The sequence below is a fragment of the Bacteroides rodentium JCM 16496 genome (genome assembly GCF_000614125.1).
In the GTDB taxonomy this organism is placed as follows: Bacteria; Bacteroidota; Bacteroidia; order Bacteroidales; family Bacteroidaceae; genus Bacteroides; species Bacteroides rodentium.
In genome coordinates this window covers 1-13,923 of sequence record NZ_BAKJ01000008.1, presented here as the reverse complement: position 1 = coordinate 13,923, position 13,923 = coordinate 1, and the positions used below count along the sequence as shown (strand labels likewise).

Here is a 13,923-nt window from a genome sequence, read left to right as displayed (position 1 = left end):
ATCCTAAAGTATAACAAATCTTAACCTTGCCTATCTGATGCGATTTTTCCAGCAGGTTCGTTTTATTCTACCCCGGTTTGCATTATCTTTGCAAATCCTAAATCACATAAGTGACTTTTATATGGCAGAAAATACATCGATTATCATAAAGGGAGCCCGTGTCAACAACCTCAAGAACATTGACGTAGAGATTCCCCGTAACAAACTCGTAGTCATCACCGGACTGTCCGGTTCCGGAAAATCCTCACTTGCTTTCGATACATTATATGCCGAGGGGCAGCGCCGCTACGTGGAGAGCCTGAGCAGTTATGCCCGCCAGTTTCTGGGACGTATGAGCAAGCCCGAATGCGATTTCATCAAAGGGATTCCACCTGCCATTGCCATTGAGCAGAAAGTAAGCAGCCGTAACCCACGGTCCACCGTGGGTACCTCCACTGAAATATACGAATATCTGAGGTTGCTCTACGCACGTGTCGGGAAGACCTTCAGTCCGGTCAGCGGACAAGAAGTGAAGAAACACTCGGCAGAAGACATCGTGAAGTGCATGCTGGAATATCCGGAAGGAACCAGATATACCGTGCTCGCCCCGATATTGCTGCGCGAAGACCGCACCCTGCAACAACAACTGGAGATAGACATGAAGCAAGGTTTCACCCGTCTGGAAGTGAACGGTGAAATGATGCGCATCGACGAATACAAGCTGAAAGCCGGAGACACTGTTTTTCTGTTGATTGACCGTATGACAGCCTCTTCAGAAAAGGATTCCGTCAGCCGCCTCACCGACTCGGCCGAAACAGCCATGTACGAAGGAGACGGTGCCTGCCTGCTGCGTTTCTACCAGCGACGGGAGTACCTGCCTCTATCGTTTCAGCACCAAGTTCGAGGCAGACGGCATCACCTTCGAAGAACCGAACGACCAGATGTTCTCCTTCAACTCTCCCATCGGCGCATGCCCCGTATGCGAGGGATTCGGACGGGTCATCGGCATCGACGAGCATCTCGTGATACCCGACCGCTCCTTGTCCGTCTATGACGGTGCTGTAGTATGCTGGCGGGGCGAAAAGATGGGCGAATGGAGGGATATGGTGATACACGGAGCCGAGAAAGCCGGCTTCCCCATCTTCACTCCCTATTATGAACTGACCGACGAGCAACGCCGGATGCTGTGGGAAGGGACACCCTACTTTGAGGGCATCAACGCCTTCTTCAAGATGGTGCAGGAAAACCAGTACAAGATACAATACCGTGTGATGCTGGCACGCTACCGCGGAAAGACGCTCTGCCCCAAATGCCACGGTACCCGCCTGAAACCCGAAGCAAACTACGTACGCGTGGGAGGACGCTGCATCTCCGAACTGGTAGATTTACCCATCACTGAGTTGAAGCTCTTCTTCGACAACCTGCAGCTGGACCCGCATGACGCCGACATAGCCCGCCGCATCCTGGCAGAAATCAACAGCCGCATCCGGTTCCTATTGGATGTCGGTTTGGGATACCTCACGCTGAACCGCCTCAGCAACTCGCTCTCCGGCGGTGAAAGCCAGCGAATCAACCTTGCCACTTCACTGGGTAGCAGCCTGGTGGGCAGTCTGTATATTCTTGACGAACCGAGCATCGGCCTGCATAGCCGCGATACGGACAAACTGATACACGTGCTCCGCCAGCTGCAACAGTTGGGCAATACGGTAGTGGTAGTGGAACATGATGAAGAGATTATCCGCGCTGCCGACTATATCATCGACATCGGTCCCCGGGCAGGCCGCCTGGGAGGGGAGGTCGTCTACCAAGGAGATATGAAAGACCTCCGGAAAGACAGTGACAGCTATACCGTGCACTATCTGCTGGGCGAAGAAACCATCCCCCTGCCGGAGCACCGCCGCCCGTGGAACAACTACATAGAGATAAAAGGCGCCCGCGAAAACAACCTGAAGGGTGTAGAGGCACGGTTCCCGCTGAATGTAATGACCGTAGTCACCGGTGTCAGCGGTTCGGGCAAGAGTACGCTGGTACGCGACATCTTCTACCGCGCCTGAAACGGGAGTTGGATGAATGCAACGAACGTCCGGGCGAGTTCACTTCCATTGGAGGAGACTTGCAGAACCTGCGCAATGTAGAGTTTGTTGACCAGAATCCTATCGGGAAGTCATCGAGAAGTAACCCCGTGACCTACATCAAGGCCTACGATGAAATCCGTAAACTATGGGCGGACCAACCGCTTGCCAAGCAGATGGGATACAGTGCCGGATACTTCAGCTTCAACAGCGAAGGCGGCCGTTGCGAGGAATGCAAGGGTGAAGGCACCATCACGGTGGAGATGCAATTCATGGCAGACCTTGTACTGGAATGCGAATCCTGCCACGGCAAACGCTTCAAGGCAGACACGCTGGAAGTGAAGTTCCACGACATGAATATCTACGACGTATTGGAGATGACCGTAAACCAAGCCATCGAATTCTTTACGCAACACGGACAGAAAAAGATAGTGAAAAAGCTGCAACCCTTGCAGGATGTAGGTTTGGGATATATCAAACTGGGGCAAGCCTCCTCCACCCTCTCCGGTGGAGAGAACCAGCGCGTGAAACTCGCCTTCTACCTCAGCCAGGAGAAAGCAGACCCGACCCTATTCATCTTCGATGAACCGACCACCGGACTACACTTCCATGACATCAAGAAACTGCTCGAAGCCTTCGATGCCCTGATACGCCGCGGGCACAGCATTGTCATCATCGAACATAATCTGGATGTGGTGAAGTGTGCGGACCATGTGATAGACCTCGGACCCGAAGGAGGAGACAAAGGAGGAAACATCGTAGCTACCGGTACACCGGAGGAAGTGGCGAAGTGTGCGGCAAGTTATACGGGACAATTCTTGAGGGAGAAGTTAAGCCCCTCGCTTCCTTAAATAGAACACAGAGGCACGGAGACACAGAGCCTTATTCTTTCATTCTGAATAACATACCTGCGCCTACGTGCTTGTGTTTAATTCCTTGGTCTATCCGTACTGTACCTGCGGAATCTTCAAGCGTCTCCATACGTTCCGTCTTATTCATTCGGCAAGACAACAAGTAGCAAAGCAATACAAACTCTATTCATGGCATTTTGCATTTCAGGTTCATAGCATCAGATACAAATATACTCATTCCCGCAATCACAAAGAAAACTCCTAATTTCGTAAGACTATAGAAGGAATACATGCAATAGCGGCATGAGAATAGGAAAGATAACGGCTAAAGCGGCACTGTATCGCCACTGCAAAGTTACTGCACTCCTTTTGCAGTGACACTGCAACACCTTTGCAGTGATGCTGCAACACCTTTGCAGTGGCGCTGCAACACCTTTGCAGTGGCACTGCAAAAAGTTTGCAGGACTTTGCAGTAAGAAAGAACTGATAACTAAGATAATAGCATCAATGAAAGACGTATGCAGTACAATCGGAATGGGAACGAAAATGGGCGTGACAGATACTTGTAAGAATATTTATCTATCACACCCATCTATCACGCGATAAGGCATTTGTAGTCAGACGAATACCCCCCCTCGCGTGATAGCATGACAGATGTTTTGCAAAAACAAACTCTGTGGAGGAGTAGCAAAACGAGATTAGAAGTAGAATCCGAAACCTACCTTCAGACCGAATTTAGAACGGTCGTCGTTAATATTCCAATAAGCCGCAGGCTCGATGGTCACCGTGCGGGTCAGGAAGAACGCATAACCGGCTTCCAGACCGAAAGAGAACTTGGTATCGTCCAAATCGTGTCCCGCATCCCAACGGTCCACATTGACATCGGCACCCAGATACACGCCAATCTTGTCGAAATAATAACGTCCGCCTACACCCAGCGTATAGACATCGAGGTCAGACCCTCCGGTATTCCAAGCAGCTCCGGCATGCACCAGCAAGGCAACGTTGTCGAGCAGGAAAGCACCTCCCTTGGCTTCAAGGCCAAAACTTGTCTTGTCGGTTCCCGTGTCATGAGAAAATTCCAAACCGGTGATGGACGGGTTCAAAATCCACTTACCTTTTTCAAACTGTGCCTGAGCTGCCACTGTGACAACAAGCAAGCAAACGAATAATGCCAGTTTTTTCATCTTGTTCTGTTTTTTGAGTAAATAATCAATGTTGTTTATTGTCTTCTTCGAATCGCTTGCGTTGCAGCGCCTCCTTCTTGCGGAGTACCAGCCACAGCACAAATACGATGAGGTACGAAGCTGCTACGGTGACATACTTCTCTGTATCGCTGATTTCCGTATTGCGGGGAAGGAAATAAGCGGCAGTAGCAGAAACGTAAATAAGCAGGGCTATGGTGAGCCCGGTGGATTTCTTTATCTTCTTTCTCATATTCTTTATTTTAAACGTTCAAGATTATTGACGTAAAAGCCTACGCTTCCAGCTACGAACCACGCCACCGCTACCAGCAAAGCGCAAAGCCCGGTTGCATAAGATACGTGCAGCGGCAACCCCAGACCTTCGGGAGCAATGCAGATGTAAGTAGTGCATACTGCCGTCATGAACAAGGCGGGGAGAAAGGTGACGTAATAATAACGTCCTTTCTTCTCGCGTACCAGATAGACCGTAATGGCCCACAACGTAAAGACAGACAAAGTCTGATTGGCCCAGGCAAAATAACGCCAAATCATGTCAAATCCATCCTTGTCCCGCAGGCTGTAAAGCAACAAGCCAATGGCTACCAGAAACATCGGTATACATATATATAAACGGCGACGCATGTTTTTTTGTTCCACTCCCAAGAAATCCGCCACAATGAGGCGCGCCGAACGGAAAGCCGTGTCGCCACTGGTAATAGGTGCGGCAATGACACCCAGAATGGCCAGTACGCCACCTACGGCACCCAGCCAGTCTTTTGTAATGGCGTCTACAATGATAGAGGCATTCGTCTCCCCCATCCCGTTCTCATGGAAGAAATAAGTGGCGGCGGCAGCCCATATCAGGGCAACAATGCCTTCGGTTATCATTGCCCCATAGAAAACGGGACGCCCGTGGCGCTCGCTTGTCATGCAACGCGCCATCAGCGGACTCTGCGTGGCATGGAAACCACTGATGGCACCGCAGGCTATGCTGACGAACATGATGGGGAAGATGGGCAATGCAACCGCATCGGGATGCGTGTTCTGCAATCCGTCCCATATCTCCGGCAATGCAGGATGGGTGACATAAAGCATTACCAGAATACCGACCGCCATAAACAGCAGGGCAACGGCGAACAGCGGGTATATCTTACCGATAATCTTATCTACCGGCAGCAAAGTGGCAAGGATATAATAAGCGAAGACAACAATAATCCAGAAGGTGGTATCCAAGCTTTCGGGGGTCAGCTTGGCAAGCAGACCGGCCGGCCCGGCCACAAAGACAGCTCCCACCAATATCATCAGGATGACGGTAAAGCCGCGCATCACCTGCTTGGTGGTCAGTCCTAAGTAGCGTCCGATGATTTCCGGCAGACTTTCCCCGTCATGCCGCAAGGAGAGCATACCGGCAAGATAGTCGTGCACTGCACCGGCAAAGATACTGCCAAGTACAATCCACAGATAGGATGCCGTACCAAACTTGGCTCCCATGATGGCACCGAAGATAGGTCCCAACCCGGCAATATTGAGAAACTGTATCATAAAGATTTTCCAGGTAGACAGTGGAATGTAATCCACACCGTCGGCTTTTGTAAGGGCGGGTGTTTTGCGGTCATCGGGACCAAAGACGCGTTCTATGAAGCTCCGTAGATAAAATAGCCGGCTATCAACGCCAGCAGGCAAAGCGTAAATGTAATCATGGCGTGTTAATATCTTTAATGTATGCAAATGTAACAGTTTCCAAGTAAACAGCACAAAATAATCGGGTGTTTTGCTTATCTTCGCCGAGAAATATGACAGAAATAAAGAAGAAAAGAGAAAAATGAAACGAATTATTTCCATTTTACTATATATGGCCGTCTTGCTGCCACTGGCTGCGCAACCGCCCAAGCATGAAGTGCGTGCCGCCTGGATAACCGCCGTCTATGGCCTGGACTGGCCGCAGACACGCGCCACTTCGCCCGAAGGCATCCGCAAGCAACAGGCCGAACTGATTGAAATATTGGACAGACTGAAAGCCGCCAATTTCAACACAGTACTGTTCCAGACCCGTACACGGGGAGATGTCCTCTACAAATCGGCCATCGAGCCCTACAACTCCATACTGACCGGAAAGGTGGGCGGCGACCCCGGCTACGACCCGCTGGCTTTTGCCATAGCCGAATGCCACAAGCGCGGTATGGAGTGCCATGCCTGGATGGTGACCATCCCTCTAGCAACCGCAAGCATGTAGCCGCCCTCGGCAAAGAATCCGTCACCAAGAAGAAACGCGCCATCTGCGTACCCTACAAACGCGAATACTTCCTGAATCCCGGACATCCGCAAACCAAAGAGTACCTGATGAGCCTTGTCCGCGAAGTAGTGGAACGCTACGATGTAGACGGGGTACACTTCGACTACCTGCGCTATCCGGAAAACGCCCCCCGTTTTCCCGACAGCTACGACTACCGCAAATACAGCAAAGGACGCAGCCTTGCCCAATGGCGCCGGGACAACCTGACGGAAATAGTGCGCTATATATATAAAGGTGTAAAAGCCATGAAACCCTGGGTAAAGGTCAGCACCTGCCCGGTAGGAAAGTACAAAGACACCTCCCGCTACCCCTCCCGTGGCTGGAATGCCTTCCACACCGTCTATCAAGACGTGCAGGGTTGGCTGGGCGAGGGCATCCAGGACCAGATTTATCCGATGCTCTATTTCCGTGGCAACCATTTCTATCCCTTTGCCCTCGACTGGCAGGAACAAAGCAACGGACGCCAAATCATTCCCGGTCTGGGCATCTACTTCCTCGACCCCAGCGAAGGGAACTGGACGCTGGACGAGATTGAACGGCAGATGCACTTTATCCGCGCCCACGGTCTGGCGGGCGAGGCACACTACCGCGTGAAGTATCTGATGGACAATACGCAAGGGCTTTATGATGCGCTGGAAGAAGACTTCTATACCGCCCCGGCCCTGCAACCCGCCATGCCGTGGATAGACAATGCAGCTCCTACACCTCCCGCCGGACTCACGGTGGAAACACCGGAAAACGGCTATTGGAAACTAAGCTGGCAACCTGCCACGGACAATGACAAGCGGAATGCTCCGATGTATGTAATCTACGGTTCGGACACCTATCCCGTAGATACCTCCAATCCGGAGAATATCCTGGCACAACGAGTACAAGGCACGGAATATACCTATGCCCCCATCCGCCCGTGGACTGCCCGGAAATATTTTGCAGTGACAGCCATAGACCGTTGCGGGAACGAAAGCGAAGCTATTCAGCAGCAGTGACACAGACGAAAGCCCGGTAACGGCTCTTCGGAGTGACCGGTACCAAAGGCAGATAGCCGGAAACAACCCTGCCGTCTTTCACTACCAGCGGATGGTTTTCCATATCCCGCTTATGCCGCTCCTGCAAAGCTTCGTTGGTCGGGAAGCTGTCAATGGAGAAACTGCCCCCGCTGCCCGGAGCCACGAAATTCTTATTGACGGTGTGGGCTACAACGCCCATATTCATCCGCATGTTTATCTCGACACAAGGATTAATGGCATACGGATGTCCTTTTTTCTGACGGTAAACCAGCATGTCTATTCCAAAATATCCTACATAAAGTCTACCAACTAGCGGTTCCAAAAAATCCTGCAAGTCATCGCGCAGCTTTATTAAAGCCTCCAAAGGAACATATTGCTGAATCCACTCCTCCACCTGGCTGTCCGAAGTCAGAAGGTTGCTGCGATAAGCGCCCTTGTTGTCCGTCGTGAAGCGGGAGTAGCCCATGAAACGCACCTTTTTATTGCCATCCGAATAGAACTCCATTGCAAAATCCTCCACCTTATCATATATAGGTTCTATAATGAAAGCACCATCCTCTTTCAACATCCTGGCGCACCACTTGTAAGTAGACTCCGTTACTTTCTGACGGCACCAGCGCAACCCTTTGCCGCTGCCCGACCATAACGACTTCATGACAAACCCTTTATCGAACATTTTAGCATCTATCTCAGAGAGCAGTTCTTTGCCCTTGCTTCCATCGTACAGAATGGGGCATTCGCCATGAACATAATCAGAACCAAACCTTTTCAAAAGGTAAAACAAAAGCAGGCTGGAATAACGGGAGGCCAGATTGCGGTACAGGCTCATGTACTCCGCACAGGGAAGTCTCCGTTCCAGAATCCCCCCTTCAGCAATCGTTTACGGATAGCGGGATTCCATCCCCAAGGTATCACCAGCACATCAGCATAATCGGCCAGCTCCGGCTCTGTCACCAACTGCACGTCCAGCCGGAACAGCTGTTGCATCCGTTTCAGATATTCCGCATTATAGGCGGAAGGAGCCAATACACCACTACCCGGCTGGGCATACCAAATCGGCAACAAAGCCAGGTCTTCGGCCATACGGCGGATGGTAGCGGGCGCCATATAATTCTCTTCATTATTTCCCAATGCCATATCTGCATCAGGATTGAACACATAAAGTTTCATATTTCAAATGTTAACCAATTACTCACGTTTTGTATGAGAGTGCAAAGTTATATAATATTTTGCCATCTCTACTTTGCAAATCTATAAAAAAGTTGTATATTTGTCGCCCGATAAACCGAATTTAAAGCATGGAAGCATTTTACCGTACACACGCTTATCTCGTAGAGCATACCAATGCCCCCGTACGCCGCGACCTAATGGACGAAATAGACTGGAATGACCGTCTTATCGGTATCAAAGGCACAAGAGGCGTAGGTAAGACTACTTTCTTGCTGCAATATGCCAAAGAGAAATTCGGCACAGACCGCTCCTGCCTCTTCATCAACATGAACAACTTCTACTTCTCCGGACATGGTATCGTGGAGTTCGCCGCCGAATTCCAGCGCCGCGGAGGAAAAGTGCTGTTGATAGACCAAGTATTCAAGTACCCGGAGTGGAGTAAGGAGCTGCGCATGTGCTACGACCGTTTCCCCAACTTGAAAATCGTATTCACCGGTTCCTCCGTAATGCGCCTGAAAGAAGAGAATCTGGAGTTGCGCGACATTGTGAAAAGCTACAACCTGCGCGGATTCTCCTTCCGCGAATACCTGAACCTGCAGACGGGCATGAAGTTCCATGCCTATCCGTTGGAAGAAATCCTGAGCAACCACGAACAGATAGCCAAAGGCATCCTCTCCAAAGTACGTCCATTGGACTACATGCAAGACTATATGCACCACGGCTTCTACCCTTTCTTCCTTGAAAAGCGTAACTTTTCGGAGAATCTGCTCAAGACAATGAACATGATGGTGGAAGTGGATATCCTGCTCATCAAACAAATTGAGCTGAAATACCTTTCGAAGATAAAGAAATTACTATATTTGTTGGCCGTGGACGGGCCGAAAGCGCCGAATGTCAGCCAACTGGCAAACGACATACAGACCTCCCGCGCCACAGTAATGAATTACATCAAGTATCTGGCCGACGCACGGCTCATCAATATGGTCTATCCGAAGGGAGAAGAATTCCCCAAGAAGCCGTCGAAGATAATGATGCACAATTCAAATCTGATGTATTCCATCTATCCCGTCAAGGTGGAAGAACAAGATGTACTGGACACTTTCTTTGCCAACACAATGTGGAAGGACCACAAAGTGAACAAGGGCGACAAGAACATCTCCTTCATGGTAGATGAGGTAATGCCTTTCAAGATTTGTCCGGAAGGAACAAAGATAAAGAATAATCCGGGAGTTACTTATGTACTGCATAAAGCGGAAATAGGCCGAGGCAACCAAATACCTCTCTGGTTATTCGGTTTCTTGTATTAAGAGAGAGATTTTTTTACTTAAATAAATAATTCAATTTAGTTATGACTAAACAGAAGAAATTCATTACTTGTGATGGTAACCAGGCTGCTGCACATATCTCGTATATGTTCTCCGAAGTAGCTGCCATCTACCCATCACCCCCTCTTCTACGATGGCTGAATACGTAGACGAATGGGCTGCCGCAGGTCGCAAGAACATCTTCGGCGAAACAGTATTGGTACAGGAAATGCAGTCAGAAGGCGGTGCTGCAGGTGCCGTTCACGGCTCTCTGCAAGCCGGTGCGCTGACTACTACTTACACAGCTTCACAAGGTCTGTTGCTGATGATCCCGAACATGTACAAGATTGCCGGTGAATTCCTGCCTTGTGTATTCCACGTATCAGCACGTACATTGGCAAGCCATGCACTGTGTATCTTCGGTGACCACCAGGACGTTATGTCTGCACGCCAGACTGGTTTCGCCATGTTGGCCGAAGGTTCTGTACAAGAAGTTATGGACTTGGCAGGTGTTGCCCACCTGGCCACCATCAAGGCCCGTGTTCCGTTTATGAACTTCTTCGACGGCTTCCGTACTTCTCACGAAATCCAGAAGATTGAAATGCTGGAGAACGAAGACCTCGCTCCGCTTATCGACCAGGAAGCTTTGGCTGAATTCCGCGCACGTGCATTGAACCCGATGAACCCGGTTGCCCGTGGTATGGCCGAAAATCCTGATCACTTCTTCCAACACCGTGAATCTTGCAACAACTACTATGAAGCAGTTCCGGCTATCGTTGAGGAATACATGAACGAGATTTCCAAAATCACAGGCCGCAAGTACGGTTTGTTCGATTACTACGGTGCAGAAGATGCAGAACGCGTTATCATCGCCATGGGTTCTGTAACGGAAGCTGCCCGCGAAGCTATCGACCACCTCGTTGCCAATGGCGAAAAGGTAGGTTTGGTTGCCGTTCACTTGTATCGTCCGTTCTCTGCCAAGCACTTCCTTGCCGCCGTTCCCAAGACTGCCAAGAAGATTGCCGTACTGGACCGTACGAAAGAACCGGGTGCTAACGGCGAACCGTTGTACCTCGACGTAAAAGACTGCTTCTACGGTGCAGAGAATGCTCCGGTTATCGTAGGCGGCCGTTACGGTTTGGGTTCCAAGGATACTACTCCTGCTCAAATCCTCGCCGTTTACAAGAACCTGGCTATGCCGATGCCGAAGAACCACTTCACTATCGGTATCGTGGACGACGTTACCTTCACTTCTCTGCCCCAGGAAGAAGAAATCGCATTGGGCGGCGAAGGCATGTTCGAAGCCAAATTCTACGGTTTGGGCGCTGACGGTACAGTAGGTGCCAACAAGAACTCCGTAAAGATTATCGGTGACAACACCGACAAGCACTGCCAGGCCTACTTCTCTTACGACTCCAAGAAATCAGGCGGTTTCACTTGCTCGCACCTGCGTTTCGGTGACACTCCTATCCGCTCTACATACCTGGTAAATACGCCTAACTTCGTGGCTTGCCACGTTCAGGCTTACCTGCACATGTACGACGTAACCCGCGGCTTGCGTAAAAACGGCTCTTTCTTGCTGAACACCATCTGGGAAGGCGAAGAGCTGGCCAAGAACCTGCCTAACAAAGTGAAGAAGTACTTTGCACAAAACAATATCACTGTTTACTATATCAATGCAACCCAGATTGCACAGGAAATCGGTTTGGGCAACCGTACCAACACCATCCTGCAATCCGCATTCTTCCGTATCACCGGCGTTATTCCGGTTGACCTGGCTGTAGAGCAGATGAAGAAGTTCATCGTTAAGTCTTACGGCAAGAAGGGTGAAGATGTTGTCAACAAGAACTATGCAGCTGTTGACCGTGGCGGCGAATACAAGCAGCTGACCGTTGACCCGGCTTGGGCCAATCTGGCAGACGATGCCAAGGCTGAAAACAACGACCCAGCATTCATCAACGAAGTGGTTCGTCCTATCAACGCACAAGACGGTGACTTATTGCCGGTATCTGCATTCAAGGGTATCGAAGACGGTACTTGGGAACAAGGTACTGCCAAATATGAGAAACGCGGTGTAGCTGCATTCGTTCCCGAATGGAATGCTGAAAACTGTATCCAGTGTAACAAGTGTGCATACGTTTGTCCTCACGCTTCCATCCGTCCGTTCGTACTCGATGCTGAAGAGCAGAAGGGTGCCAACTTCACTCAACTGAAGGCTGTAGGTAAAGCATTCGACGGTATGACATTCCGTATTCAGGTAGACGTTCTCGACTGTCTGGGTTGCGGCAACTGTGCCGATGTTTGTCCGGGCAACCCGAAGAAGGGTGGCAAGGCTCTGACTATGAAACACCTCGAAAGCCAATTGCCGGAAGCTGCCAACTGGACCTACTGTGCTGAAAACGTGAAGAGCAAACAACATTTGGTTGACATCAAGGCCAACGTGAAGAACTCTCAGTTCGCTACTCCGTTGTTCGAGTTCTCAGGCGCTTGCTCCGGTTGTGGTGAAACTCCGTACGTTAAACTGATTTCCCAGTTGTTCGGTGACCGCGAAATGGTAGCCAACGCAACAGGATGTTCTTCCATCTACTCCGGTTCAGTACCTTCTACTCCTTATACCAAGAACGAAAAGGGTCACGGTCCTGCTTGGGCAAACTCATTGTTCGAGGACTTCTGCGAATTCGGTCTGGGTATGGAGCTTGCCAACGAAAAGATGCGCGCACGTATCGTGAAGGCTATGGAAGATGCCATCGCAGCAGAAGGAACTCCGGCTGAATACAAAGAAGTATTCCAGGCTTGGATTGAAAACATGTACGATGCAGACAAGACCAAGGAACTGGCCGAAAAGATCATTCCGATGGTAGAAGCAGCCAAAGACAAGTGCGACAGCTGCAAGGCCATCGCCGGTCTGTCTCAATACCTGGTAAAACGCAGCCAGTGGATTATCGGTGGTGACGGTGCCTCTTACGACATCGGTTACGGTGGTCTCGACCATGTAATTGCAAGCGGTAAGGACGTCAACATCCTCGTACTGGATACTGAGGTTTACTCCAATACAGGTGGTCAGTCTTCCAAGCTACTCCGGTAGGTGCCATCGCCAAGTTCGCCGCTGCCGGTAAGCGTGTACGCAAGAAAGACCTCGGTCTGATGGCTACTACTTACGGTTACGTATACGTTGCTCAAATCGCCATGGGTGCCGACCAAGCTCAGACTTTGAAGGCTATCCGTGAAGCAGAAGCATATCCCGGTCCGTCACTCATCATCGCTTACGCTCCGTGTATCAACCACGGTCTGAAGGCAGGTATGGGCAAGAGCCAGGCTGAAGAAGAAAAGGCCGTTAAGTGTGGTTACTGGCACTTGTGGCGTTACAACCCGGCTTTGGAAGCTGAAGGCAAGAATCCGTTCACGCTGGATAGCAAGGAACCGGATTGGAGCGGATTCCAAGACTTCCTGAAGGGCGAAGTTCGTTACGCATCCGTAATGAAGCAATATCCGCAGGAAGCCGACGAGTTGTTCAAGGCAGCTGAAGAAAACGCTAAATGGCGCTACAACAGCTACAAGCGTCTTTCCAAAGAAAACTGGGGCGCTGAAGTTACAGAGTAATTCCTAATTACTAAATAGAAAATAGAGGCTGCTCCTGAATAAGGCGTAGTCTCTATTTGTTTTTAACTAACAATACTAAATATCACAGGTTATGATTGGATTTATCATTTGGATTATCGGTGTGGTTCTGTGTGTCAAAGCCGTACTTGAAATCATGAAGTGGCCGGTAGACGGCGTGAAGAAACTATTAGTTGCAATTATCATCCTGCTCACAAGCTGGATTGGAATCTGTGTTTACTACTTCTGGGGAAGGGAAAACCTGCCTCAAATACTGAAATAATAAGTTCCGGTATCATCAAACAGAAGTAAACAAATGTATTAAGAGAGGGTCAAAACCCTCTTAACACTTTCTTTTAGGCGCGAATTACGCGGATTTCACGGATTTATTTTACTGAATCCGCGCTATTCCGCGTAATCCGCGCCTTCTAATATTATAACATCATGAAAGCGTTCATGTGCTTTT

The 13,923-nt window shown here is 50.0% G+C and carries 4 protein-coding genes and 5 pseudogenes; 5 read left to right on the top strand and 4 right to left on the bottom strand.

Going from position 1 to position 13,923, the window contains the following annotated elements; translation table 11 throughout:
* Positions 1-121: 121 nt before the first annotated feature.
* Positions 122-2,902, top strand: a pseudogene (gene uvrA, locus JCM16496_RS05270) (excinuclease ABC subunit UvrA).
* A gap of 698 nt (positions 2,903-3,600) precedes the next feature.
* On the opposite strand, the gene JCM16496_RS05265 reads toward uvrA, so the two are convergent.
* The 3 genes and pseudogenes from JCM16496_RS05265 to JCM16496_RS05255 all read right to left on the bottom strand — a co-directional run bounded on the left by JCM16496_RS05265 (position 3,601) and on the right by JCM16496_RS05255 (position 5,786).
* Positions 3,601-4,089, bottom strand: a complete 489-nt coding sequence (locus JCM16496_RS05265) for an outer membrane beta-barrel protein (RefSeq protein ID WP_025832825.1) — start codon at positions 4,087-4,089, stop codon at positions 3,601-3,603.
* A gap of 25 nt (positions 4,090-4,114) precedes the next feature.
* Positions 4,115-4,339 (bottom strand): hypothetical protein, encoded by a 225-nt coding sequence (locus JCM16496_RS05260; protein ID WP_025832823.1) that lies wholly within the window; start codon positions 4,337-4,339, stop codon positions 4,115-4,117.
* A 5-nt stretch (positions 4,340-4,344) separates the two neighbouring features.
* Positions 4,345-5,786: pseudogene (locus JCM16496_RS05255) on the bottom strand (carbon starvation CstA family protein).
* Between the two features lie 122 nt (positions 5,787-5,908).
* Here JCM16496_RS05255 and JCM16496_RS05250 point away from each other — a divergent pair.
* Positions 5,909-7,365: pseudogene (locus JCM16496_RS05250) on the top strand (glycoside hydrolase family 10-like protein).
* On the opposite strand, the pseudogene JCM16496_RS05245 reads toward JCM16496_RS05250, so the two are convergent.
* Positions 7,349-8,556 (bottom strand): annotated as a pseudogene (locus JCM16496_RS05245) (hypothetical protein). The pseudogenes JCM16496_RS05250 and JCM16496_RS05245 sit on opposite strands and share 17 nt — an antisense overlap.
* Positions 8,557-8,684: 128 nt before the next feature.
* On the opposite strand from JCM16496_RS05245, the gene JCM16496_RS05240 reads away from it, so the two are divergent.
* The 3 genes and pseudogenes from JCM16496_RS05240 to JCM16496_RS05230 all read left to right on the top strand — a co-directional run bounded on the left by JCM16496_RS05240 (position 8,685) and on the right by JCM16496_RS05230 (position 13,740).
* Entirely contained in the window at positions 8,685-9,863 is a 1,179-nt protein-coding gene (locus tag JCM16496_RS05240; RefSeq protein ID WP_025832821.1) for an ATP-binding protein, read from the top strand.
* Positions 9,864-9,904: 41 nt separating this feature from the next.
* Positions 9,905-13,460: pseudogene (gene nifJ / locus JCM16496_RS05235) on the top strand (pyruvate:ferredoxin (flavodoxin) oxidoreductase).
* A gap of 91 nt (positions 13,461-13,551) precedes the next feature.
* Positions 13,552-13,740 carry a hypothetical protein gene (locus JCM16496_RS05230; RefSeq protein WP_005826290.1) on the top strand — a complete coding sequence of 63 codons (189 nt, stop codon included), beginning with the start codon at positions 13,552-13,554 and terminating at the stop codon, positions 13,738-13,740.
* The last annotated feature ends 183 nt before the right edge of the window (positions 13,741-13,923 follow it).

What these genes read in the sequence shown, in the direction of transcription:
- JCM16496_RS05265 (WP_025832825.1), bottom strand. Translation starts at nt 4,089, where the DNA reads ATGAAAAAACTGGCATTATTCGTTTGCTTGCTTGTTGTCACAGTGGCA.
- JCM16496_RS05240 (WP_025832821.1), top strand. Translation starts at nt 8,685, where the DNA reads ATGGAAGCATTTTACCGTACACACGCTTATCTCGTAGAGCATACCAAT.
- JCM16496_RS05230 (WP_005826290.1), top strand. Translation starts at nt 13,552, where the DNA reads ATGATTGGATTTATCATTTGGATTATCGGTGTGGTTCTGTGTGTCAAA.
- JCM16496_RS05260 (WP_025832823.1), bottom strand. Translation starts at nt 4,339, where the DNA reads ATGAGAAAGAAGATAAAGAAATCCACCGGGCTCACCATAGCCCTGCTT.